Raw genomic sequence first — 22143 nt, 5'->3', positions numbered from 1 at the left:
GCGGCCTTGTGTCGCGATAGGGCCGCAAAGCGGCCCCAGATTCTTCAGGCCAACTCTTCGGCCTGATCCTCACGCACAACCTTCCTCACCTCATCCAGCCGGCTGATGAACTTCCAGTCCGCCTCGTCGATGTAGATGCCGTTCGGCCCGCTGCCACCTTCCAGGTCGATCGCCACGTGCGCCGATACCTGTGGCTTCACACTCGCCAGAATCGGTACGAAGCCCAGCTGCAAGCTGGTCTCCAGCAGTGCCGCCTGGTTGCGCTCGTCGATATCCGCTGCTTCGTCCAGGTAGTACGGCAGGCGAATGCGCCCGGCCAGGTCACGGTCCATCAGGTGCAGCAACAAGTACATGTTGGTCAGCGCCTTGATGGTCATGGTGGTGCCGTTGGACGCGGCGCCGTCGATGTCGGCGTGGATCACCGGCTGGCCATTGACCTTGGTGATCTCGAAGGCCAGTTCGAACAGGTCCTTGAGGCCCAGCTGGTTGTGGTTGGCCGCCACCAGCCGTGCCAGGTACTCCTTGGCCTCTTCGTTCTTGTGGTCCTGGTCGGAGTTCTGCGTCAGGTCGAACACCGACAGGGTTTCGCCTTCCTCGTACTGGCCGGCGCTGTGGATGATCTGGTCGATGTGCTTGAGCGCTTCCTTGTTCGGTGCCAGCACCACGCGGAAGCTCTGCAGGTTGGACACCTGGCGCTTGTTGATCTCGCGGTTGAACAGCGCCAGTTGGTGCTCGAGGCTGTCGTAGTCGCTACGGATGTTGCGCAGGGTCCGGGCGATGTCGGTGACTGCGGCGCGGCGCGCCTTGGCCAGGGTCAGGGCCTCATCGGTGCGGTGCGCGTAGGCGTTGACCAGCAGTTGCAGGCGGCGCTCCATGTCGTCTTCGCTGTCGAACTTGGCCACGCCCTTGAGGCGCACCTGGGCGTACAGCGCCTCGATCTGGTTGTCCACCCGCTGCAAGCCCTGCCAGCTGTCCTGGTAGTCGTTGAGCATCGGCAGCAGGTTGTCCATCGAGTCGTCGACCGCTTCCATGAACGGCGTGCCGTAAGGCAGGTCGGCCGGCAGCAGCTGGCGGCGGCGCAGGGCGTCTTCCAGGGTGCGCTGCTTGGACTCCAGGTCGCCGAGCTGGCGGCCGACCAGTTGCAGCTTGGCCGACAGTTGCTGGACGCGCTCGGTGAAGGCATCGCTGGAGCGTTTGAGCTCGTCCTGGGCCGCTTCCAGTTGTGACAGGTGCTCCAGTTTCTCGGGCTCTTCGGCCGCCAGCGTTTCGCTGCGACGGAAGTCTTCCAGCGCCTTCTGCGCATCCAGTACGGCCTGGTACAGGGTTTCGGTCTGCGCCTTGGAGGCGGAGCGGTCGGCGGCCACGGCCTGCTGGGTCTTGAGCTGCTTGAGCTCGCGCTCCAGGCGGTCCTTCTGGTCGCGCAGGGCGGCGCGGTCGGCCAGCGCCTGCAGGGCCGGTGGGTCGATGTGCGAGATATCGATGGAAAGGCCTGGTGCCTCGAAGCGCTCGCCTTTGAAGCCATCGAGCACCGCTTCCAGCGACTTCACCCACAGGTCGCTGTCGTCCAGTTCGATGCCGCGCTCGCCCAGCGGCAAGCTGAACAGCGCGCCGTTGAACAGGCGCATCAGGCGGTCGACGTCCTGCTGCGAGAACTCTTCGCGCAGGCGGGCATAGCTGTTGTTGTCGGCGTGGTCGAGCTGCTGCTTGACCTGCTTGACGCGTTTTTCCAGGTCGCGTACGCGCTCGTCCAGGTCTTCGGCAGAGAACTGCCGCGACTGGGCCAGGGCGCCGGCCAGTTCGTCGTGGGCATCCTTGGCGGCCAGCAACTGCTGCTCCAGGACCTTGACGTCATCGACCAGGGCGAAGCGGCGCTTGAGCACCGACAGCTCGCCGAGCCAGCGCTGGATGCCGGTGATCTCGCGCTCCAGGCGCATCAGCTCTTGGGTGCCTCCGCGTTGGTCGTTCTGCAGCCGGTCCTGTTCGCCACGGTAGTGCTCGGACTGGATGACCAGCTCTTCCTTGCGCGCCATGGCATATTCCTGCCACGTGCCCAGCAGGTTGTCGAGCAGGGGCGAGAGGCGGTGCAGCTTGCCGCGCAGAATATCGCGCTGGGCAACGCCACCGGCGAGGGCTTCGACCAGCGGGCCGGCGGCGACCAGGGCGTTGTAGTCCTGCTCCATGCGGCGCACGTCGCGGAAGGCTTCTTCGCAGGCCGCGATGTAGTCGACGCTGCCCGAGCGCAGGCTGTGCTCGAAGGCGTCGAGGAACAGCTGCTTGAGCTTGGCTGCGGTGATCTCGCGCATGTGCAGCAGGTTGATGAACAGCGCGCGGAAGGTTTTCAGGCTTTGCTCGCTGGTCGAGCGCAGCGGGATCATGGTCAGGTCCAGCGGCACCGAGGTGTGGCCACCGACCAGCAGCCGACGCAGCTCGTCGGGCTTGAGCTCGTAGGCCTTCAGGCCCAGGCGCTCGAGGTTGGTGAACAGCTCTTTCTGACGCAGACAGGTGTCGTTCTTCTGGTAATGGGCCAGGTCCAGTTCGCCCTTGTAGGCGAAGAACTGGTGGCCGAAACCGCCGCCCGGGCCGCGGCCGACCACGCCGATCACGTGCGGGCCGTGGGGCAGGTTCAGTTCGCAGAGGATGTACGAGGTGTCGCTGGCGAAGTAGAAGCGACGCGACTGCTCCAGGCTGTACTTGCCGAAGCTCATGTCGGACATACGCGCCAGGATCGGGAACTGCAGGGCGTTGATCGAGGCCGATTTACCCAGGTTGTTGGCGCCGTACACCGACAGCGGGTGCTCCAGCGGGAACAGGCCAAGGCTGTAGCCGGCGGTGTTGAGCAAAGCGAAGCGGCGGATGCCGTAGCGTTCCTGGCTCATGCGTCAATCTCCTGTTGCTCTTCGCGGATGGCCCGGGCCAGGGCGTCCTCTTCGCTCTCGTCGCCTTCGAATGGCGACAGGTCGAGCGGGTCGTCGGTGCGGTTGAGTTGCTCCGGGCTTTCTTCCTCGGCCAGTACCGGGGTCGGCAAAGGCAGGTCGCTGTGCAGGGTGGCGGCCAGGTCGCGGTCCTGCTGCACCGAGAGGCAGACGTCGAGGAAGCGGTGCATCGGCGGCAGGAAGCGGTAGATACCGCCTTCCTCGAAGGCGAAGCCGAGCTGGGTCATGCGCCGCAGGATTTTTTCTTCCAGCTCTTCGACGGTTTGCACTTCGGCCTGCAGGAACAGGTCGCGGTACTTTTCCAGCAGCGATGGCAGCTCGTCGCGGCCGATGCTGCCGCCGTCGAGCACGGCCATTGGGTCGCGGCCCTGGTCGGCCAGGTGCTCGACCAGGATGAAGGTGAACAGCGACAGGCGCTGGGCGGTCTTGTTGACCTGCGCGGCGGCAAGCTCGGGCACGAAGTAATAGAAACCACGGGTGTCGCACACCAGTTCGAAGCCCAGGGCCTTGAACAGTGTGCGGTACTGGTCCTGGAAGTTCGACAGCTGAGCGTACAGCTCGGGGTCACGGCGGCTGACGTGGAAACCTTTGAACAGCTCGCGGAAGATCGGTGCGAGCTGGGACAGTTCGGAAAGATCAAGATGCATTGGCTGGGCTCGCGTTGGATTCGGCAGTCGTTGTGGCGACGTCTTTACGGCTGGACGTCAGGGCGAACGAGCGCAGGCTGACCAGGTGTTCGTGGGTGGTGTAGTCGCGGCGTTCGAGGCGCTCGCGCTGGAAGCGCTTCTCGCGCGACAGGCGCGAGAACCAGTACAGCAGTTCGTCGGTGGCGCCGTCGGGCTCCTGCTCCAGCAGCCAGACCATCAGGTCGGGCAGCGGCAGGGCCTGCTCGCAGCGTTCGAGCATTTCCTTGACCGTGCGTGGCGCGCGCGGCAACGGGTCTTTGTCGGTCTTGTGCGCCTTGGGGAAGCGCGCAGGCTTGGGCTCGAAACGGGCCAAAGCGTAGACGTAGGCCTCGACCTGGCTGGCGCTGCCGAGGAAGGTGCTCTGCGGCCGGGTGAACATCGGCATGGCCGCTTGCGGCACGGCATCGATGCCCTTGCGGCGGATCACCGACAGCGCCAGGGCGGCGCCACGGGTCACGGCGTTGTGCCGGCGCGCTTCTTCGCGCAGTGGCAGCAGCAGTTCACGGGCGTGGCGCAGGGTCAGCTGGGCGCTGGTCTGCATTTCCAGGATGCGCGCGTGGGTGCGCAGCAGCATGTCGTCGTCGACCAGGTGGCCCAGGCGCGCCTGCTCGCCCAGCAGGCGCAGCAGCACGGTTTCGACCTTGCGCACGCCTTGTTCGAAGGCGCCGTCGGCGTTGACCAGCTGGATCATCGGCTCGACGTACTCGTCCCAGGTTGCGAGGACTTCAGCGTAGCGCTGGCGCAGCGGGATCTGGCGGTTGCTGGTCTTGGCCCGCTCGGCCACGGCCACCAGCGCCTGCTCGTCGTTGTCGAGCTTCTTCAGCACATCGCGCACGCGCATGTCGAGCAGGCGCAACTGGCGCGCCAGGTCGTCGCTATCGCGGTTGTCGAAGGCATCCTGGATGTGCCCGGCAAGGCGTTCCAGGTGGCGCAGGTAGGCTTCGATCTCCAGGCACAGGCCCAAGCGGTGTTCGCGGCGCAGGTAGGCGAGGAAGTCGTGGATCTGGGCGTTGAGCTCGAAGCGGTTCGGGCTCTTGGCCACCGGCACCAGGATATCCAGGCGGATCCACACGTCGAGCAGCTGGGTGATGTCCTGCGGGGTACTCTCGACCTGCTGGCGGGCCACATGCTGACGCAGTTCGACCAGGCTCAGGGTGCCCTGGTCGAAACGTTCGCACAGCGGCTCGATCAGGGCCCAGTGTTCGGCTAGGGCGCGCAGGACGCGCTTGGGTTCGATCATGGCTTCGACTCGTTGCCAAGAAAAAGGGGGCGATTGTACTGCATACGGGGGGGAGGATTTCACCCCTTGGTCTGTAATGAGAAATGGCCTTTGTTTATTTGTGTGTATGGCGGGAGGGCTTTGGCGATTGGAAGATCGAGCGCCGCCCGCGCGGCGCTCGGTCTCCCGGGCGCTGCAAAAACCCCACCGTACGCGTTACAATGCCCGATTGATATAACCCCCCGGATACCCGCCTCGTGCTGACCGAACCCCGTCGCCGCGCCTACCTTTCCGCCATGCAAGTGGTGCACTGGCTGCCGCGCGCCGAACTGCCGTTCGCCGCACCGTCGCGCCCCGAACTGTTGTTGCCGGTGGCCCCGGTCGAAGACCTCGACTTCGACGTCAAACCAGCGCCCGCCGCCAACGAAGCCGCTGCCGCCCCCCAGGCGCGCAGCGGCGAACGCCCGAAAATCGAGATTCCGCGCCCAGGCAGCACCCCCAAGCCTGCCGCCAAGCCCGTCGAAGCCGAAGAGCCAGCCCCCGCACCGCGCCCGGTGCCGGTGCCGCCACCGCGCTTCTCGTTGCAACTGTTGCGCGCCGGCAACTGCCTGCTGCTGGTGGAACTGGCCACCGGCCAGCCGTTCCAGAGCCGCGACCCGTCCTACCTGCTGCTCAAGGACATGCTGCGCGCCGCCGGCCTGCCCGACGCCCCGCAGATCATCGGTGAGCCGGTGCGCTGGCCGCTGCTGGTGCGCGGCAACATGGACCAAGGCCCGGACGCTGCACGCGATTTCGTCCAGGGGTTCATCCAGGCGCGCCTGGAAGAGGCACCCTGCACCTGCTTGTGGCTGATCGGCCTGCCCGCGCTGCGCTTTGCCGGCAATACCGACGCGCACACCTACTACCAAACACTGAAGCTTGAGGGCCTGGGCGATGCCTGGGCCTTGCCGGGCCTTGAACTGTTGATGGACGAGCCGCAACGCAAGGCGGACGTCTGGCAAGCCATGCGCCAGCTGATGGCGCGCTGGAAGAGCGTTGAATGAGTGACTCGATCAGTTTCCGCCCGATGACCGAGGCGGATCTGGATGCCGTGCTTAAGATCGAATATGCCGCGTTCAGCCATCCCTGGACCCGCGGAATCTTTCAGGATGCGCTCAAGTCCTACGAAGTGTGGCTGATGTTCGACGGCCAGCAGCAGGTCGGCCATGGCGTGATCAATGTGATCATCGACGAGGCGCACCTGCTCAACATCACCGTCAAGCCCGAGAACCAAGGGTTCGGCCTGGGCCTGCGTCTGCTTGAGCACCTGATGGCGCGGGCCTACCAGCTCAACGGCCGCGAATGCTTCCTGGAAGTGCGCGCCAGCAACCAGTCGGCCTATCGGTTGTACGAGCGCTTCGGGTTCAACGAAATCGGTCGCCGCCGTGACTACTACCCGATGGCCGGCGGCCGTGAAGATGCCCTGGTGATGGCCTGCACCCTGTTCGAGGAGTGACCCCTCGGGTGCAGGCCTTGTCACACAGGTACAACCTGATGAGGCAAGACCATGCACGACCTGCAGGAACTGATCGACAACAATGCACGCTGGGCCGATGCCATCACCCAGCGTGACCCCGATTTCTTTGCCAAACTGGCCCGTCAGCAAACCCCCGAGTTCCTCTGGATCGGTTGCTCCGACGCCCGCGTGCCGGCCAATGAAATCGTCGGCATGCTGCCTGGCGACCTGTTCGTCCACCGCAATGTCGCCAACGTGGTGCTGCACACCGACCTGAACTGCCTGTCGGTGATCCAGTACGCCGTCGAAGTGCTCAAGGTCAAACACATCCTGGTCACCGGCCACTACGGTTGCGGCGGCGTGCGCGCTGCCATGCAGGACCGCCAGCTCGGCCTGATCGACGGCTGGCTGCGTTCGATCCGCGACCTGTACTACGAAAAGCGCGGCGAACTGGCCAAGCTGGAAACCGAAGAGGCGCAGGTCGATCGCCTGTGCGAGCTGAACGTCATCCAGCAGGTCGCCAACGTGGCCCACACCAGCATCGTGCAGAACGCCTGGCATCGCGGGCAGGAGCTGTCGGTGCATGGTTGCATCTATGGCATCAAGGACGGGCGTTGGAAGAGCCTGGACACCACCATCAGCGGCTTTGCCCAACTGCCACCGCAGTATCGGTTGCGGGCGTTGGAGTAGGCGGTGTGTTGCCCTGCGTTTCTGCTTACATAACTTGAAACAGGGTGTTCGATCTCGTTGAGCAGGGGAGTGGGGATGACAGGCGCGAAGTGGCTGCTGATGGCGATGGGCATGTGGGTGGTCAGTGTGGCGCACGCCGATGACCGCGACCTGTGGATGTTCGCCCAATGGGCCGGCGATCATCAAACACGCCCCTTCCGCGAAATGCTGGTGGATGCCCGGCTGTACGGGGTGGTGCCGATCCATCAACTGCTTCGCTCGGCCTCTGACTGGAAGCTGTGCCGGGCATCCCCCTTCGCCGTGCCACCTGCCAGCCAATGGCCCGCAGTGCGCTCGACGCTGTCATTGCTCAACACCCTCGACGACCAGGGCATCCTGCGCCAGTTCGAAGTGGTCTCGGCCTACCGCGACCCCAGCCTCAACCGATGTGCGGGCGGTGCCGTGGGTAGCGCCCATACCCGCGCATTCGCCGTTGATATCCTGTTGCCGGCCTGGGCCGACCCCAACCCGCTTTGCAGTTTCTGGCAACAACACGGCCAGGCCTGGAACATGGGCCTGGGCCGTTATCCGTCAGGTCGCATCCACATCGACACCGCTGGCTATCGCACCTGGGGTGGCGATGGCAGTGCGGGCTCGTCGTTCTGCGCCAGGCCCAGGTGAACCAGGCAGGCCTCGCATTCATCGATCACCCACTCGGCAAAACGCTGGCGCTTGCCGCCATCGTCCAGCGGCTGCGGGCTGAGCAGGTGATAGGCAGAGCCGTCGCGCAAGAAGCCGAAGGGTGCCTGCAGTTGGCCGCTGTCGAGTTCGTCTCGCACCATCAGCGCTGAGCCCATGGCCAGGCCCAGGCCCGCACTGGCGGCCTGGATCGACAGGTAAAAATGCTCATAGTCGCTGCGCTCGGTGTGCCTGGCCCGTTGCGTGCTCAGGCGCAGCCAGGTGGGCCAGGTGCTGGGCCGCGTGCGGCTGTGCAGCAGGCGTTGGCCATCCAGGCCGGTGACGGCGCCGGGGCGGCACACTGGGCCGATCCATTCGTCGCAGATCTTGCGGTGATGGAGTTGGCGGTCCCAATGGAAGTCATCGCGGCGCAGCGCCAGGTCGACGCCGCTGCGCGCGAAGTCCACCGGCCCACCGGCGGCTACCAGATGCAGTTGCAGGTCGGGGTGGGCGGCGTTGAAGCGGGGCAGGCGCGGGATCAGCCAGCGCATGGCGATGGTGGGCTCGCAGGAGAGCACCAGCACATTGTCGCTGGCCTGCTGTTGCAGGCGCTGCACGGCGCCTTCGAGCTGTTCGAAGATGGCCTGGGTGGTGCCCTGCAGGGCGCGGCCGGCGGCGGTGAGGAAAATGGCCCGGTTGCGGCGCTCGAACAGTTCGACGCCGAGGCTTTCTTCGAGCAGGCGTACCTGACGGCTGACCGCGCCATGGGTGACATGCAGGCGCTCGGCGGCGCGCACGAAGCTTTCGGTTTCGGCGGCGATGTCGAAGTAGCGGAACGCGTTGAGGGGCGGCAGTTTCATGTTGTGCTTTCTGTGAGAAAAACGAGCGGATAACCGCCACTATAAATCGATTTTTCTCAGTTAATAAGCCCAGGATAATCGGCGCGTCTGTGCATTTTCATCGCCTATCGAGACCCGCCAATGACCGAACTCATCGCCGTAGCCCTGTTCACCGTCCTCGCTGTCATCAGCCCCGGCGCCGACTTCGCCATGGTCACCCGCAGCAGTTATGCACAGGGCCGCAAGGCCGGGCTGGCGGCTGCGGTGGGGATTGCACTGGGCGTGCAGGTGCATGTGCTGTACACCGTGCTGGGCATTGCGGTGATCATCAGCCAGAGCCCGACGCTGTTCCTGTGCATGAAGGTGGTAGGCGCGGGTTACCTGGTCTACCTAGGCTACAAATCGCTGACCAATACCGCGCGCATCAGCCTCGACGGTATCGACCGGCACACTGGCGCCAGCCTTGCGGCCGCGCTGCGTACCGGCTTTCTCACCAATGCCTTGAACCCCAAGACCATGCTCTTCGTCATCAGCGCCTACACGCAAGTGGTGCAGCCGGGCAGCCCGTTGGCACTGGACTTCGCCTACGGCGCGTTCATGTCCTTTGCCCACTGGCTATGGTTCAGCCTGGTGGCCGTGTTTTTCTCCAGCACGGCGTTGCGCAAGGCGATGATCGAGCGACAGCGGCTGGTGGACCGGGTGATCGGGCTGGCATTGATCGGCCTGGGCTTGGCGGTGGCAGTCACAGGTGTGCGTTGATGTGACGATTGCAAGTAGGGGTGCTGGCCATATAGGCCGCGCCCAAACAGCTCAGGCTGTGCTTTTTCGCAGGCAAAGAAAAAGGGCCTACCTTTCGGTAAGCCCTTTATCATGTTTGGTGGCTACACAGGGACTTGAACCCCGGACCCCAGCATTATGAATGCTATGCTCTAACCAACTGAGCTATGTAGCCAATGGCGCGCATTATTCCCTTGTGATGCCCCTCTGTCAACACTCATTTCAAAAAAAATTTGCACGCTTTCAAAAACTTAGCCGCCAGGGCCGGCCTCAGCGCACGATCAGCCAGTGGCCGAGCACGCCCTGCAGCTGCAATTGCTGGGTGCTGGCCAGTGCGGCAAGGCTTTCGGCAGGGCGGTCGAGGCTGAAGTCGCCGCTCACGCGCCGATGGGCGGCCTGCTCGTCGAGTATCCACAGGCGTTGCCCCTGGTAACCCGCCAGGCGTTCCAGCACCTGCCCTAGCGGCATGTCGGTGGCGCGCAGGCGGCCGTTGCGCCAACTGTCGGCGGTCTTCATGTCGGCTTTTTGTACAGGGTCGATCCGTGTGGCATCGAATGTCACCCGTTCGCCGGCAGAGACCAGGCGCTGTTCGCCACCCTGGACCACCATCGCCTTGCCACTGAGCACCACCAGTTCGTTGTGGTCGGCAAAGCGGGCAATTTGCAGGCGGGTACCGAATACCTGGATGCGCGCCTCGCCCACGTCCACCTCCATGGCGCGGCCATCGAGCAGTACTTCGAGGTACACCTGGCCTTGTACCAGGTGCAACTGGCGGGTACGCCCGCGCAGGTCGACGTTCATCGCGCTGGCGCTGTCCAGGTGCACGGTCGAGCCATCGGCCAGGCGCAGGCTGCGGCGTTCGCCAACGTCGGTGTGCATTTCGCTGCCCAGGCGTTGCATCAGCGGCCAGTACAGGTAGGCCAATGCGCCCAGCACCAGTAGAAACACCAGCGCCAGCCATTTGCCCAGGTGGCTGCGGCGCGCCGTTATCTGCCGGGGTCGCGGGCGAGCCGGTGCGGGTTGCAGCTGTTGCCAGAAGGTTTCCAGCTCAGCGTAAGCTTGGGCGTTTTGCGGCTCCTGGCACCAGGCGGCGAACACCTGGCGTTCGCCTTCGTTACACCCGGGCTGACGCAAACGGGAGAACCACTCCAGAGCTTCCTGCTGGGGGTCGGGCTGGAATTGTTTGGCGGGGATCGGGCTCATGGGATCGGTCTGCTCACGATAGGGGCCGTTTCGCCCAACGATGACAGGGGAATGAGTCGAGGATGCTAAATATATTGAGAACCATTTACAAGTACGTCGCGACGGAGGGATAAAAAAGGTAGCTATGTATCTATTTGTTTCCTGATAATCGGATCCTAAATCTGAGGACGGAGATTCAGGCACATGGCCACCAGTAGCACCTCCACGGCTTCCACCAGCGCAGCGGCGAACCCTGCCAACCCGTTGGTGATGCGCATCATCGGTTTCTGCGCCCTGGCGCACCTGATCAATGACCTGATCCAGTCGGTGCTGCCAGCCATCTATCCGATGCTCAAAGCCAACTACGACCTGAGCTTCGCCCAGATCGGCATGATCACCCTGACCTTCCAGATCACTGCCTCGTTGCTGCAGCCTTGGGTGGGCTTCTTTACCGACCGTCGGCCTGCGCCGAACCTGCTGCCGCTGGGCACCTTGTGCACACTGGTGGGCATCGTCATGCTGGCCTTTGTCGGCAGTTTCCCGATGATCCTGCTGGCCTCGGCGCTGGTCGGCATCGGCTCGTCCACCTTCCATCCAGAGACCTCGCGCATTGCACGTCTGGCCTCGGGTGGGCGCTTTGGCCTGGCCCAGTCGACCTTCCAGGTGGGCGGTAACACCGGCTCGGCGCTTGGGCCGCTGTTGGCGGCGGCCATCGTCATCCCGTTCGGGCAGACGCACGTCGCCTGGTTCGGCCTGGCGGGGTTGTTCTTCTTCGCCGTGACCCTGATGCTGCGGGGCTGGTACAAGGAGCACCTGAACCAGGCCAAGGCGCGCAAGGCCGTGCAGGCTACCCATGGCATCTCGCGCAAGCGGGTGATCGCGGCGCTGATCGTGCTGGGCCTGCTGGTGTTCTCGAAGTACTTCTACATGGCCAGCTTCACCAGCTACTTCACTTTCTACCTGATCGAGAAGTTCGACGTTTCGGTGGCCAGCTCGCAACTGCACCTGTTCCTGTTCCTGGGCGCGGTGGCTGCGGGTACGTTCTTTGGCGGGCCGATCGGTGACCGTATCGGGCGCAAGGCGGTGATCTGGTTCTCCATTCTGGGGGTTACCCCCTTCACCCTCGCGCTGCCGTATGCCGACCTGTTCTGGACCACGGTGCTGAGCGTGGTGATCGGCTTCATCCTGGCATCGGCGTTTTCCGCCATTGTGGTGTATGCACAGGAACTGGTGCCGGGCAGCGTGGGCATGATTGCCGGGATCTTCTTCGGTTTGATGTTCGGCTTCGGTGGGATTGGCGCTGCACTGCTTGGCTATGTCGCGGACCTGCGCGGTATCGAGTATGTGTATGGGGTGTGCTCGTTCCTGCCGTTGTTCGGGTTGTTGGCGGTGTTTTTGCCTAGTACTCGTAAGCGCTGAGGCGTTTGGGGGCTGCTGCGCAGCCCATCGCGACGCAAGGCTGCTCCTACAGGGATTGCGAGCGGCCCTTGGATTGACGATTCCACCTGGCTTGGCCTAGAGTGCCGCCTCTTTTCTCCAACCTGCGTAGTCAAAGCAATGCGCCGTAACCCGTCCCTGCCAAATGCTCGCCAGCCTGCACTGCAGGCACTGCGTCGTGCGTGGCCGAGTGACACGGTGCTCAAGCGTCGGCGCAGCGTGCTGTTTGCCTTCACCTTCTCGCCACACCTTGCCCTGAACTGATCTGCGCTTTTGCGTCGTCCGCCGCCCTGGCGTGCGCGCTCGTGTTTGCTCGTCTTTTCGGTTTGCAAGGAGTGGTAAATGAACATGCGTTTGCTGGCGGGCCTGTTGTTCGCCGTGTCGGTGGTGGGCTTCAGCCTGGGGGCCAGCCTGCCGTTGGTGTCGTTGCGCCTGCATGAGGCCGGCGCAGGCACCCTGGAAATCGGCATTATCTCGGCCATCCCCGCAGCGGGGATGATGCTCTCGGCGTTCATGGTCGACGCCTGCTGCCGGCTGTTGACCCGTCGTACCATCTACCTGCTGTGCTTCAGCCTGTGCACCGTCAGCATCGCCTTGCTGGAGTCGGCCTTCGACTCGATCTGGCTGCTGGCGCTGCTGCGTCTGGGCCTGGGCATCGGCATGGGGGTTGCCATCATTCTGGGCGAGTCCTGGGTCAACGAGCTGTGCCCCGAGCACAATCGCGGCAAGATCATGGCCCTGTACGCCACCAGCTTTACCGGTTTCCAGGTACTCGGCCCGGCGATGCTGGCTGTGCTGGGGGCCAACAGCCCATGGATCACCGGCGTGGTCACCGCCTGCTATGGCCTGGCTCTGCTGTGCATCGTGCTGACGGTGCCCAACGACTATGTGGAACATGAAGAAGGCGAAAAGAGCTTTGGCCTTGCCGGCTTCTTCCGCGTGGCGCCAGCCTTGTGCGTGGCGGTGCTGTTCTTCTCCTTCTTCGATGCCGTGGTGCTGTCGCTGCTGCCGGTGTATGCCACCAGCCATGGCTTTGCCGTAGGCGTGGCGGCGCTGATGGTGACGGTGGTGTTTGCCGGCGACATGCTGTTCCAGCTGCCATTGGGCTGGTTGGCCGACCGGGTCGAGCGCACCGGCCTGCACCTGGTGTGCGGCCTGGTGGCGATGCTGATCGGCATCGGCCTGCCGTGGTTGCTGCAGATGACCTGGTTGCTGTGGCCACTGCTGGTGGTGCTGGGCGCTGTGGCGGGGGGCATCTACACCTTGGCGCTGGTGCTGATCGGGCAGCGCTTCAAAGGGCAGGACCTGGTCACAGCCAATGCCAGTGTCGGCCTGCTGTGGGGAGTGGGTAGCCTGGTCGGGCCGCTGGTCAGCGGCGCGGCGATGGATGTGGCGCCGCACGGGTTGCCGATGGCGCTGGCGCTGATGGCGGGGCTGTTTGTCTGCTTTGCCCGGCAGTCGTACCGGCGGGCAGGGCGGTTGCGCGCAGTGGCGGACTGATCACAGGTTTTTCAGGCGGCGCCGATGCTCACCCAGTAACGCGTGCGGTAGTTGACCCGCACCGGCAGGCTGCGGGCTAGCAGTTTCAGAATCTGCTCGGTGTCGGCCAGTTGGTAAGTGCCGGAGACCTTGAGGTTTGCCACGTCGTCAGCACAGCGCAGCAGGCCCGGGCGGTAGCGCGAGAGTTCGGCGGTAAATTCCCCCAGCGGCATCTGCTGCACGCTGAGCACGCCGTCGGTCCAGCCCCAAGGGTCGCTGTGCAGGCTGACGGCCTGCAAGTTGCCGTTGGCCTGCACTTGCAGCGTTTCGCCGGCATGCACCAACCGTGCGTGGGCAGAGGCGGGGAACAACGTCACCTCGCCACCGCGTACTGCCAGCAGCAAGCCCTTGTCGTTTTCGCGTAGCAGCAGTTGCCCGTCGCGGGTGCCCAGGGTGCCAACGCGGGTATCGATGCGGAAAGGGCGGTTGTCGTTGGCGTTGCTGTCCAGGCTCACCTCGCCCCGTATCAGCTCAAGCTGACGTTGTTCGGCGCTGTAGCGCAGGTCGATGGCGCTGTCGGTGTTGAGCTGGATGCGGCTGCCATCGCTGCCGTGCAATTGCCGGCGTTCGCCCGTGGCGGTGCTGCTGTCTACCAGTAGCTGCGGCAGGCCCAACGGTTCGCGCGCGGCCCAGCCCAGGCTGCCGCTGGCGGCCAGTAGCGCCAGTAGTTTGAGGTGGTCACGGCGGCGGCTGCGCTGGCGTTGGCTGGCGTCGAGGGTGCTGCGGCTCAGGGCCTTGGGCAGCCCGGCCAATTCGTCGCTGAGGTTGCTGACGCGCTGCCAGGCCTTGGGGTTGTGCGGATGGCTGGCCAGCCATTGCTGGAATTGCCGCTCGGTACGTGGGCTGGGGCTGTCGAAGCGCAGCTTCACCAGCCAGTCGATGGCCTGGTCGACCTGAGCCTGTGCGGGCGCGCTGTCAGAGGTCGACATAACGCAACCGGTAGCAGACACCCAGGGCCTTGGCCAGGTCGCGCTCGATCGTCACGCGGGCCACATCCAGCTGCAGGGCGATCTGCGTGATGCTCAGCCCGTCGATCTGGGCCAGCAGAAAGGCCTGACGTGTACGCGGCTTCAGCGTGTGCAGGGCGCGGTCGAGGCGCTCCAGGGTATCGAGAATGACCAGCCGGTGTTCTTCGCTGGGCACCTCGGCTTCGGGCAGCAGGGCCAGGCTTTCGTGGTAGGCCCGCTCCAGGGCGCGGCGGCGGAACTGGTCGATCATCAGGCCGCGGGCGATGGCGCTCAGGTAGGCGCGGGGCTCCTTGAGCGGCGAAGCCTGGCGGGCGCGCAACAGCCGCACGAAGGTATCCTGGGCCAAGTCGGCGGCATGCTCGTGGCAGCCGACCCGGCTGCGCAGCCAGCCGCTGAGCCAGGCGTGGTGGGACTGATAGAGCAGAGCAACCTCGGTCGGCTTGAGCGTGTCGGTGGTCTGCATCGTAGCGAAGGCCTGATCCGGTGAGCGTGCGTGATTGTGAATAGTTCTCAATTCTATGCGCGGAGCGCGGCGCGGATCAATGGTATGCCAGGAATTAGCCGCGCAAGATCCGGCGTTTCACCGATGAACGGTTGGGCTAAGCTGGGCCTGTCATCGACCTGTTGGAGGCGCAATGATTCTGGCTGACCTTTCGCCCGAAGCTTACCGCGAGGCCAGCCGGCACCTGGCCGCATCGGACCCGGACTGGGCACGGCACATTGCCGCGATCGGGCCGTGCCTGCACCAGGCGACGCCGGGGCGCGAGCCTTATGAGGCACTGGTACGGGCAATTGCCTACCAGCAGTTGCATGCCCGCGCCGCCGAGTCGATTCTGGGCAGACTATTGGCGCTGTTCCCCGAGGGCAGTTTTCCCGCCCCGGAACAATTGCTGGCTGTAACGCCTGAGGCGATGCGCGCATGCGGCTTCTCGGCGAGCAAGACGGCCACCGTGCAGGGCATTGCCCAGGCTCGGCTCGAGGGTTTGGTACCCAGCCGCCAGGAGGCGCTGGCCATGGCTGACGAAGCGTTGATCGAACGCCTTGTGGCCCTGCGTGGGGTCGGGCGCTGGACGGTGGAGATGTTGCTGATCTACAGCCTTGAGCGCTCGGACATTCTGCCGGTCGACGACTTCGCGGTACGCGAGGGATATCGTCGACTGAAGGGGCTGGAGAAAGCACCGACGCCGGCGCAGATGCGCTCGCTGGGCGGTGGCTGGTGCCCGTACCGGACCGTGGCAGCCTGGTACCTGTGGCGGGCCTGATGTTTTTGCATTGGTGGTACAGGCGAGACAGACAAGAGGTAACCCGCGATGAAACCCTACACCACCCCCGAGCAGCGCTGGCAAGCCGTGCAGGCCCGTGACAGCGCCGCCGCCGGCCACTTCGTCTATGCCGTACGCACCACGGGTATCTACTGCCGCCCAGGGTGCAAGTCGCGCATGGCCAAGCGCGAAAACATCGCGTTCTACGACGATACCGCCGCCGCCGAAACCGCCGGCTACCGCGCCTGCAAGCGTTGCGCGGGTGACAGCGGTGCCAGCGCAACCCGGCGCAGCGAACTGGTGACGCGTGCCTGCCGGCTGATCGAGGGCGCTGCCAGTGGGCCAAACCTGGATCAACTCAGCGCGCAACTGGCAGTCAGCCCCTTTCACCTGCACCGTCTGTTCAAGGCCGAAACCGGCCTCACCCCCAAGGCCTACGCCTCGGCATTTCGCGCCCGACGCCTGCGTGAGCACCTGGAACAGGATCAGCGCTCGGTGACCGATGCCATCTACGACGCCGGCTACAACTCCAACAGCCGGTTCTACGAAAGTGCCGGGCAGCGCCTGGGCATGCGCCCCAAGGCCTACCGTGCCGGCGGGGCAGGGGCAACCATTCGCTTTGCGCTGGGCCAGTGTTCGCTGGGGGCGATTCTGGTGGCCCAGAGCGAGAAGGGTATCTGCGCGATTCTGCTGGGCGATGACCCCGAGCCACTGTTGCAGGCCTTTCAGGACCAGTTCCCCAACGCCCGGCTGATCGGCGGTGATAGCGAATACGAGCGGGTGGTCGCCGAGGTGGTGGGCTTTGTGGAAGCCCCCACGCTGGGTCTGGCGCTGCCGTTGGATGTCCAGGGCACGGCATTTCAGGAGCGGGTCTGGCAGGCCTTGCGTGAGGTACCTGCCGGCTGTCGGGTCAGCTACACCGACATCGCCGAGCGTATCGGCGCACCCAAGGCGGTCCGTGCCGTGGCCATGGCCTGCGCGGCCAACCGCATTGCCGTGGCCATTCCTTGCCATCGGGTGGTACGCCGCGACGGCGACATCAGCGGCTATCGCTGGGGTGTGGAGCGCAAGCAGCAACTGCTCAAGCGAGAAACGGCACTCTCCTGATCGCGTGAAGCCGCGTAGAATCCCCCGCCAAATCGAAATGCATAGAGGATTGTTCGATGAGGCGTGTCAGCCTTGCCCGTTATTGCCTAGGCGCATTGGCCCTGATGGTGGCGTTGGCCACCCCGGCCTGGTCCGCCCCGGCCCCGGCAGTCTCCAGCCTGGCGGCTGCCGAACTGCCGGTGCTCGATGAGAACGCGAGCCTTGAGCAGTTGAGTGATCGTCTCGACCTGATCCGCCAAGGCGTGACCAGCAGCGCCAATGACGATGTGCTCTCGCAACTGCGCCAGGCTGCCATACAGGTTCAGCGGCAGGCCGATGCCCTTGGTGCGCTGCGTACCGCCGACGTGCAAGGCCTGGACGACAAGCTCAAGGTGCTGGGCCCGCAGCAGCCGGACGAACCCGCCAGCATCACCCTTCAGCGCAAGGACCTCGAAGCCCAGAAAAAGACCGTCCTGGCCGAGCAGGAGCAGGCTACCAAGCTGACCCAGTCGGCCCGGGACCTGTCCACGCAGATCGTCAACCTGCGCCGCAGCCAGTTCAACTCGCAGGTCACCAGCCGCGCCACCAGCCCGCTGACCCCGGCGTTCTGGCAGTCGCTGATTCGCCCCACCGATGAAGACGTGGCGCGCCTGCGCGACCTGCGTGGCGAGGCGGCCGATGCCGTGGCCAGCGCGTTCAGTGCCGAACATCGCTGGTTCTTCCTCAGCAGCCTGGTGGCGGCCATCCTGGTGTGGACGCTGGTTCGCCGGCTGCTCGAACGCCTGCTGGCGAACGCGATGGTGCGCTGGCTACCAGAAGGCCGCCTGCGCCGCAGCGCCTTGGCCCTGAGCGTCAGCCTGGCGACGCTGGGCACCATCGCCGGCTCTGTGTCGCTGCTGCGCTGGGGCCTGGAAAGCAGCGCCGAGCTGGGCACAGATATCGCCAGCCTGGCTAACCACATCCTTACCCTGGTGGTGTTCAGCGCCTTCATTTCGGGCCTGGGCCGCGCGATGTTGATGCTGCAGCGCCCGTCCTGGCGCTTGCCGCCGATCCACGATGAGGTGGCCAGCGCCCTGGGCTGGTTCCCTAAATTGCTGGCCCTGGCGCTGATGGTGCTGCTGACCCAGGAGCGCATCAACAGCGTAATCGGCACCAGCCTGGCGCTGACCGTGGCGACCAACGGCCTGACTGCACTGGTGGTGGCGGTGATTTTCTCGGTGGCCTTGCTGCGCTACCGCCGAACCTTGCGCAAGCATGAGCTGGAACGCCCGACTGGCCTGGCGGGGCTGATCCCCTTCGTCCTCGTGGTGTGGGTGGGGCTGATCGTGCTGGCCCTGTTGGCCGGTTTCCTGACCCTGGCGTACTTCCTCACGGCCAAGTTGCTGTGGATCAGCGTGGTGGCGACCTGTGCCTACCTGCTGACCACCTTCCTCGGTGACCTGTGCGAAACCCTGCTGTCGCCCCGCCAGCCGGGCGGCCTGGCCCTGGCATCGACCTTGGGCCTGGCACCGCGCCATCAAGCCCAGGCCAGCACCATTCTGGCTGGCATCGGCCGCACCGTGCTGCTGTTCCTGGCGGTGCTGCTGGCCTTCACGCCTTCGGGCACCAGCCCTGGTGAGTTGCTGCTCAGCCTGGGGGATTGGGATGGCACCGGTGGCAAGATGCTCGGCAACTTGAACATCGTGCCGCAGGACATCCTGCTGGCCGTGGCGATGTTCTTCGGCGGCATGTTCGGCATCCGTGTGCTCAAGCGCTGGTTGAGCGAGCGCCTGCTGCCGGAAACCGACATGGACGCCGGCATGCGTGCCTCGCTGGTGACCCTGGTGGGGTACCTCGGCTTCCTGTTCCTGGCCATGCTGGTGATGTCGACCCTGCGTATCAACCTGACCAGCCTGACCTGGGTGGTGAGTGCGTTGTCGGTAGGTATCGGTTTTGGTCTGCAGCAGATCGTGCAGAACTTCATCTCGGGTCTGATCCTGCTTACCGAGCGCCCGGTGAAGGTGGGCGACTGGGTCAGCCTGGCCGGTGTCGAGGGTGACATCCGCCGCATCAACGTGCGCGCCACCGAGATTCAGATGTCTGACCGTTCGACAGTGATCGTGCCCAACTCGCAGTTTATTTCACAGAACGTGCGCAACGTGACCATGGGCAATGCCCTTGGGGTGGTCAGCGTGACCCTGACCTTGCCACTGGAAACCGATGCCAACCGCGTGCGCGACCTGCTGCTGGCGGCGTATCACGAGCACGAAGCGATACTGGATGCACCCGCGAGTTCGGTGTCGTTCAAGGACCTGACGAGCAGTGGCATGGTGATTGCGGTCAGTGGTTACGTGGCCGGGCCGCGGCAGGTGTCCGGCACCCGCAGTGACCTGCTGTTCACCATTCTTGGGCGGTTGCGTGATGAGGGGATCCCCTTGTCTTCGCCGCAGAGCATGGTGTTGCTGCAGGAAGGTTCGCGCCCGGCTGACGAGCCGGCGTGAGTTTTGGGGGGCGCCCAGCGCCCCCCGCTTCAATGCTGCTTGGCCTGCCTGATCCGCAGCAATATCACCAGCAGCACCAGCAACACCGGCGGCGCCATCGCCATCAGCGCATCCTTCGCCGTCAGCTCCAACCCCAGCACATTCAACCCGCCATACAGCAGCTTGAACAGGTTCAGCAGGTAATAGGTGATGGCGATGATCGACAGCCCCTCCACCGCCCGCTGGATCTTCACCTGGGCATCGGCCCGGGCATTGAGGCTGTGCAGAATCCCCGCATTCTGTTCTTCCATCTCCACCTGTACCCGCGCCTGCAGCAGGTCACCCAGGTTGGCGACGTTCTTCGCCAGCTGTTCCAGCCGTTGCTCGGTCGCCGCGCAGTAGCGCACCGTTGGTTTGAAACGGCGCTCGATGAACACCCCAAGGCGTTGGCAATCGCCCACATGGCTCTCGCGCAATTCGCCCAGGCGCTCGAACACCAGCTGCGCATAAGCTTGCGTGGCGCCGAACCGATGGCGGGTTTTCACGGTGCGGCTGACCACCTGCCGCGACAGGTGGGCGATGGCGTCGAGCAGGCCTTTGGAGTCGCGGCCATCGCCCCCGGCACTGCGTTCGGAAAGGCTCACCAGGGTCTTGTCGAAGGCGTCCAGTTCCTGGCTCAGGGCCTTGGCCGTGGTCAGGGTCAGCGAGGCCATCATGCGGTAGGTCTCGATCTCCAGCAGGCGCCGGATCATGCGGCCCTGGCGGTAGGCATTGAGGCGGCGGTTGATGAACAGGAAGCGGTTGGTGCCGTCGGCGGTCAGGCGAAAGTCGCTCCACACCACCGCATCGCCACCGCCGACGCAGGAGCCGCACGGGTCCTTGAAGCCGTAATCGGGCAGGTTCAGGTCCTGCTCGTCGCGCACCAGCACTTGCACCGCGTTGATCAATTGCGCCGCCTGGGGCGCGATGGCATCGGCCAGCACCGCAGGCAGCGGTTGCCATTGGGTGTCGGCGGCCGAGCAGGGCACTACCAGGGTCAGGGTGAAGAACTCGGTATGGCGCTCCCACTTGAACGGGTGGCCATCGAGCTGGGTGATGCCTTGCGCAGCGCCGGCATCTGCAGCCTGCGGGCAGCAGCGCTGCAAAAGCGCGGTACAGGCGGCATCGCCGCCCAGCAGGGCGAGGTGGAAGACATGCGCAGGGCCATCGAAATACAGCGACGGGCGGGCGTGCAGCTCGTTGTGCAAGGCGGTGCGTTGAGGGTGCATGGTGGTCCGGCCTGGTGTTGTGATTGTGGGGTACCAGGGAGTGGGACTTGGCGGGGGGAGGGGAAAGTCACGCGGGGGAGATTTCTATTGGTTGTGCTGGCCTCTTCGCCGGCAAGCCAGCTCGCACAGGTTGGCGCGCCATTCGAGTGCTGGCGCTATCCCTGTAGGGGTTGGCTTTGCCGACGAAAGGGCCGCAATGCGGCCCCAGCGATATCAGCCCAGGCAGCGCGTCACATGCTTCACCGACAGATACCCCGACAACCCCCAAGGCCCGAGCTCTCGCCCAATGCCGCTGCCCTTGGTGCCGCCCCACGACGTTTCGACGAACACCGCCTGCACCGAGTTGATCCACACATGGCCAACTTCCAGGGCATCGGCCACCCGCTCTGCGCGTTCCAGGTCCGCTGAACAAACGGTGGCGACCAGGCCGAAGCGGCTGTCGTTGGCTTCGGCAATTGCCTGCGCTTCGGTGGCGAAGCGGCGTGCGCAAAGCACTGGGCCAAAAATTTCTTCGGTCCACAGGCGGCTGTCTGCCGGCACGTCCACATACAGCGTCGGGCTGACAAACCAGCCGTCACGGTCCAGCGCTTTGCCACCGGCCAGGCACTGCAGGCCCTCTTCGCGAGCAGTGGCAAAGTAGCTGGCAACCTTCAGCCACTGCGCCTGGCTGGTCAGCGGCCCCATGTCCACTTCTTCGCTCAACGGGTTGCCCACCCGCAGGTTCTCCAGTGCAGCCTGCAAACGCGGCAGCAGTGCATCGGCAATGCCGTCCTGCACCAGTAAGCGCGAGGTGGCGGAGCACATTTGCCCGGCGTTCCAGCTGATGCCGGCGACAATCCATTCCACCGCCTGCTCGACATCGCAATCATCGAACACCACGATCGCCGACTTGCCGCCCAGCTCCAGGGTCACCGGCCGGCACTGCGCCGAAGCGCTGCGCATCACCTGGCTACCGACGCTGTTGCTGCCAGTGAACGACAACTTGTCCAGGCCATTGTGGCCACTCAGCGCGGCGCCGGTTTCGGCCTTGCCGTTGACGATGTTCAGCACACCTGCGGGCAGGCCGAGGGTATCGGCGATCTGGCCGTAGGTCTGCTCCATCAGCGGGGTAACTTCCGAGGGCTTGAGCACCACGGTGCAGCCTGCGGCCAAGGCCGGGGCAAGCTTCCAGGCGCTGGTCACCAGCGGGAAGTTCCACGGTACGATCAGGCCGACCACGCCAACCGGCTCCAGGCGGGTGCGGGCAGTAAAGCCAGGCGCGGCCAGGGGTACGTCGCAGTTTTTCTGCGGCAACTGCTCAGCCAGGTCGGCGTAGTAATTGAACGTGGCAATCGCGTCGTCCAGGTCGATTTCGGCCTCGTGGCGCGGCTTGCCGTTGTTGCGCATCTGCAGGGTGACCAACGCTTCGCGGCGTTGCCCGAGCTGCTCGGCAAAGCCGCGCAGGTACGCAGCACGCTGGCTGGCGCTGGTCTGCTTCCAGGCGGGCAGAGCTTCGCGGGCGGCAGCCACGGCTTGGTCGACCTGGGCGACGCTGGCGGCCATCAATTCGGCAAAGGGCAGGCCCATGGCAGGGTCATTGACGCTGATGCAGTCGCTGCCTTGGCCTTCGACCCAGCGGCCGGCGATGTAGTGAGAAGTGGTCATGG

20 protein-coding genes and 1 tRNA gene are annotated in these 22143 nt (G+C 64.8%); 11 read left to right on the top strand and 10 right to left on the bottom strand.

All coding sequences use genetic code 11. From position 1 onward, the window contains the following. Nucleotides 1-44 precede the first annotated feature (44 nt). From mksF to mksB, 3 genes are read right to left on the bottom strand one after another with little or no spacing between them, the layout of a single operon-like run. A complete protein-coding gene (gene mksF, locus DJ563_RS17450) occupies nucleotides 45-2876 on the bottom strand; it encodes an Mks condensin complex protein MksF (protein ID WP_186660311.1) in 2832 nt (943 codons plus the stop codon). Continuing rightward, a complete protein-coding gene (gene mksE / locus DJ563_RS17445; protein WP_033701368.1) occupies nucleotides 2873-3580 on the bottom strand; it encodes an Mks condensin complex protein MksE in 708 nt (235 codons plus the stop codon). Before mksE ends, mksF begins: the two co-directional genes overlap by 4 nt. Continuing rightward, nucleotides 3570-4859: an Mks condensin complex protein MksB gene (gene mksB / locus DJ563_RS17440; RefSeq protein ID WP_434518089.1), complete on the bottom strand. Its 1290-nt coding sequence runs from the start codon at nucleotides 4857-4859 to the stop codon at nucleotides 3570-3572. The genes mksE and mksB overlap by 11 nt, the downstream gene beginning before the upstream one ends. A gap of 236 nt (nucleotides 4860-5095) precedes the next feature. On the opposite strand from mksB, the gene DJ563_RS17435 reads away from it, so the two are divergent. The 4 genes from DJ563_RS17435 (at nucleotide 5096) to DJ563_RS17420 (ending at nucleotide 7683) form a co-directional block, all read left to right on the top strand. Then, complete coding sequence (locus tag DJ563_RS17435) at nucleotides 5096-5881, top strand: energy transducer TonB (RefSeq protein WP_274099978.1); 786 nt, start codon at nucleotides 5096-5098, stop codon at nucleotides 5879-5881. Continuing rightward, a complete protein-coding gene (gene rimI, locus DJ563_RS17430) occupies nucleotides 5878-6333 on the top strand; it encodes a ribosomal protein S18-alanine N-acetyltransferase (RefSeq protein ID WP_274099977.1) in 456 nt (151 codons plus the stop codon). The genes DJ563_RS17435 and rimI overlap by 4 nt, the downstream gene beginning before the upstream one ends. A gap of 51 nt (nucleotides 6334-6384) precedes the next feature. After that, a complete protein-coding gene (gene can, locus DJ563_RS17425; protein WP_033701363.1) occupies nucleotides 6385-7023 on the top strand; it encodes a carbonate dehydratase in 639 nt (212 codons plus the stop codon). A 75-nt stretch (nucleotides 7024-7098) separates the two neighbouring features. After that, entirely contained in the window at nucleotides 7099-7683 is a 585-nt protein-coding gene (locus DJ563_RS17420; protein WP_434518088.1) for a D-Ala-D-Ala carboxypeptidase family metallohydrolase, read from the top strand. On the opposite strand, the gene DJ563_RS17415 is transcribed toward DJ563_RS17420, so the two are convergent. Further along, nucleotides 7623-8540, bottom strand: a complete 918-nt coding sequence (locus DJ563_RS17415) for a LysR substrate-binding domain-containing protein (RefSeq protein ID WP_434518087.1) — start codon at nucleotides 8538-8540, stop codon at nucleotides 7623-7625. The genes DJ563_RS17420 and DJ563_RS17415 overlap by 61 nt on opposite strands. Before the next feature lie 120 nt (nucleotides 8541-8660). Here DJ563_RS17415 and DJ563_RS17410 point away from each other — a divergent pair, with 120 nt between their 5' ends. Continuing rightward, complete coding sequence (locus DJ563_RS17410; protein WP_033701361.1) at nucleotides 8661-9278, top strand: LysE family translocator; 618 nt, start codon at nucleotides 8661-8663, stop codon at nucleotides 9276-9278. Nucleotides 9279-9394: 116 nt separating this feature from the next. Here the strand turns inward: DJ563_RS17410 and DJ563_RS17405 are convergent. Both DJ563_RS17405 and DJ563_RS17400 read right to left on the bottom strand, forming a co-directional pair. After that, nucleotides 9395-9471 (bottom strand) — tRNA-Met (locus DJ563_RS17405). Nucleotides 9472-9566: 95 nt separating this feature from the next. Then, nucleotides 9567-10499 carry a FecR family protein gene (locus DJ563_RS17400; RefSeq protein ID WP_434518086.1) on the bottom strand — a complete coding sequence of 311 codons (933 nt, stop codon included), beginning with the start codon at nucleotides 10497-10499 and terminating at the stop codon, nucleotides 9567-9569. Nucleotides 10500-10682: 183 nt separating this feature from the next. On the opposite strand from DJ563_RS17400, the gene DJ563_RS17395 reads away from it, so the two are divergent. The 3 genes from DJ563_RS17395 (at nucleotide 10683) to DJ563_RS17385 (ending at nucleotide 13415) form a co-directional block, all read left to right on the top strand. Then, nucleotides 10683-11897, top strand: coding sequence for an MFS transporter (locus tag DJ563_RS17395; protein WP_033701358.1), 1215 nt, complete (start codon nucleotides 10683-10685; stop codon nucleotides 11895-11897). Nucleotides 11898-12035: 138 nt separating this feature from the next. Further along, nucleotides 12036-12179, top strand: a complete 144-nt coding sequence (locus tag DJ563_RS17390) for a hypothetical protein (RefSeq protein WP_167334465.1) — start codon at nucleotides 12036-12038, stop codon at nucleotides 12177-12179. 78 nt (nucleotides 12180-12257) lie between these two features. Further along, entirely contained in the window at nucleotides 12258-13415 is a 1158-nt protein-coding gene (locus DJ563_RS17385; protein ID WP_033701357.1) for an MFS transporter, read from the top strand. An 11-nt stretch (nucleotides 13416-13426) separates the two neighbouring features. Here the strand turns inward: DJ563_RS17385 and DJ563_RS17380 are convergent, their stop codons facing one another. Further along, entirely contained in the window at nucleotides 13427-14383 is a 957-nt protein-coding gene (locus tag DJ563_RS17380) for a FecR domain-containing protein (protein WP_434518085.1), read from the bottom strand. Further along, nucleotides 14370-14885 carry a sigma-70 family RNA polymerase sigma factor gene (locus DJ563_RS17375; protein ID WP_274099971.1) on the bottom strand — a complete coding sequence of 172 codons (516 nt, stop codon included), beginning with the start codon at nucleotides 14883-14885 and terminating at the stop codon, nucleotides 14370-14372. The genes DJ563_RS17380 and DJ563_RS17375 overlap by 14 nt, the downstream gene beginning before the upstream one ends. 172 nt (nucleotides 14886-15057) lie before the next feature. Between DJ563_RS17375 and DJ563_RS17370 the strand changes: the two genes are divergently transcribed. From DJ563_RS17370 to DJ563_RS17360, 3 genes are read left to right on the top strand one after another with little or no spacing between them, the layout of a single operon-like run. Continuing rightward, nucleotides 15058-15684, top strand: a complete 627-nt coding sequence (locus tag DJ563_RS17370) for a DNA-3-methyladenine glycosylase family protein (RefSeq protein ID WP_033701352.1) — start codon at nucleotides 15058-15060, stop codon at nucleotides 15682-15684. 48 nt (nucleotides 15685-15732) lie between these two features. Beyond that, complete coding sequence (ada, locus tag DJ563_RS17365) at nucleotides 15733-16791, top strand: bifunctional DNA-binding transcriptional regulator/O6-methylguanine-DNA methyltransferase Ada (protein WP_274099970.1); 1059 nt, start codon at nucleotides 15733-15735, stop codon at nucleotides 16789-16791. Nucleotides 16792-16847: 56 nt separating this feature from the next. Beyond that, a complete protein-coding gene (locus DJ563_RS17360) occupies nucleotides 16848-19250 on the top strand; it encodes a DUF3772 domain-containing protein (protein WP_434518084.1) in 2403 nt (800 codons plus the stop codon). A gap of 29 nt (nucleotides 19251-19279) precedes the next feature. On the opposite strand, the gene DJ563_RS17355 is transcribed toward DJ563_RS17360, so the two are convergent. Together DJ563_RS17355 and DJ563_RS17350 are read right to left on the bottom strand one after the other, a co-directional pair. After that, nucleotides 19280-20497, bottom strand: coding sequence for a DUF3422 domain-containing protein (locus DJ563_RS17355; protein ID WP_434518083.1), 1218 nt, complete (start codon nucleotides 20495-20497; stop codon nucleotides 19280-19282). 213 nt (nucleotides 20498-20710) lie between these two features. Then, on the bottom strand, nucleotides 20711-22141 hold the full coding sequence (locus tag DJ563_RS17350) for an aldehyde dehydrogenase family protein (RefSeq protein ID WP_434518082.1): 1431 nt from the start codon (nucleotides 22139-22141) through the stop codon (nucleotides 20711-20713). Nucleotides 22142-22143: the final 2 nt, after the last annotated feature.

This window comes from Pseudomonas sp. NFX1, from assembly GCF_051123555.1.
Taxonomy (GTDB): Bacteria; Pseudomonadota; Gammaproteobacteria; order Pseudomonadales; family Pseudomonadaceae; genus Aquipseudomonas; species Aquipseudomonas capeferrum.
This window is presented reverse-complemented; position numbering and strand designations above follow the sequence as displayed.

Coding starts and splice junctions, on each gene's coding strand:
- DJ563_RS17415 (WP_434518087.1), bottom strand. CDS start 8,540: ATGAAACTGCCGCCCCTCAACGCGTTCCGCTACTTCGACATCGCCGCC.
- DJ563_RS17420 (WP_434518088.1), top strand. CDS start 7,099: ATGACAGGCGCGAAGTGGCTGCTGATGGCGATGGGCATGTGGGTGGTC.
- rimI (WP_274099977.1), top strand. CDS start 5,878: ATGAGTGACTCGATCAGTTTCCGCCCGATGACCGAGGCGGATCTGGAT.
- mksE (WP_033701368.1), bottom strand. CDS start 3,580: ATGCATCTTGATCTTTCCGAACTGTCCCAGCTCGCACCGATCTTCCGC.
- DJ563_RS17370 (WP_033701352.1), top strand. CDS start 15,058: ATGATTCTGGCTGACCTTTCGCCCGAAGCTTACCGCGAGGCCAGCCGG.
- DJ563_RS17410 (WP_033701361.1), top strand. CDS start 8,661: ATGACCGAACTCATCGCCGTAGCCCTGTTCACCGTCCTCGCTGTCATC.
- mksB (WP_434518089.1), bottom strand. CDS start 4,859: ATGATCGAACCCAAGCGCGTCCTGCGCGCCCTAGCCGAACACTGGGCC.
- DJ563_RS17350 (WP_434518082.1), bottom strand. CDS start 22,141: ATGACCACTTCTCACTACATCGCCGGCCGCTGGGTCGAAGGCCAAGGC.
- DJ563_RS17395 (WP_033701358.1), top strand. CDS start 10,683: ATGGCCACCAGTAGCACCTCCACGGCTTCCACCAGCGCAGCGGCGAAC.
- DJ563_RS17360 (WP_434518084.1), top strand. CDS start 16,848: ATGAGGCGTGTCAGCCTTGCCCGTTATTGCCTAGGCGCATTGGCCCTG.
- DJ563_RS17400 (WP_434518086.1), bottom strand. CDS start 10,499: ATGAGCCCGATCCCCGCCAAACAATTCCAGCCCGACCCCCAGCAGGAA.
- mksF (WP_186660311.1), bottom strand. CDS start 2,876: ATGAGCCAGGAACGCTACGGCATCCGCCGCTTCGCTTTGCTCAACACC.
- DJ563_RS17380 (WP_434518085.1), bottom strand. CDS start 14,383: ATGTCGACCTCTGACAGCGCGCCCGCACAGGCTCAGGTCGACCAGGCC.
- can (WP_033701363.1), top strand. CDS start 6,385: ATGCACGACCTGCAGGAACTGATCGACAACAATGCACGCTGGGCCGAT.
- ada (WP_274099970.1), top strand. CDS start 15,733: ATGAAACCCTACACCACCCCCGAGCAGCGCTGGCAAGCCGTGCAGGCC.
- DJ563_RS17375 (WP_274099971.1), bottom strand. CDS start 14,885: ATGCAGACCACCGACACGCTCAAGCCGACCGAGGTTGCTCTGCTCTAT.
- DJ563_RS17390 (WP_167334465.1), top strand. CDS start 12,036: ATGCGCCGTAACCCGTCCCTGCCAAATGCTCGCCAGCCTGCACTGCAG.
- DJ563_RS17355 (WP_434518083.1), bottom strand. CDS start 20,497: ATGCACCCTCAACGCACCGCCTTGCACAACGAGCTGCACGCCCGCCCG.
- DJ563_RS17385 (WP_033701357.1), top strand. CDS start 12,258: ATGAACATGCGTTTGCTGGCGGGCCTGTTGTTCGCCGTGTCGGTGGTG.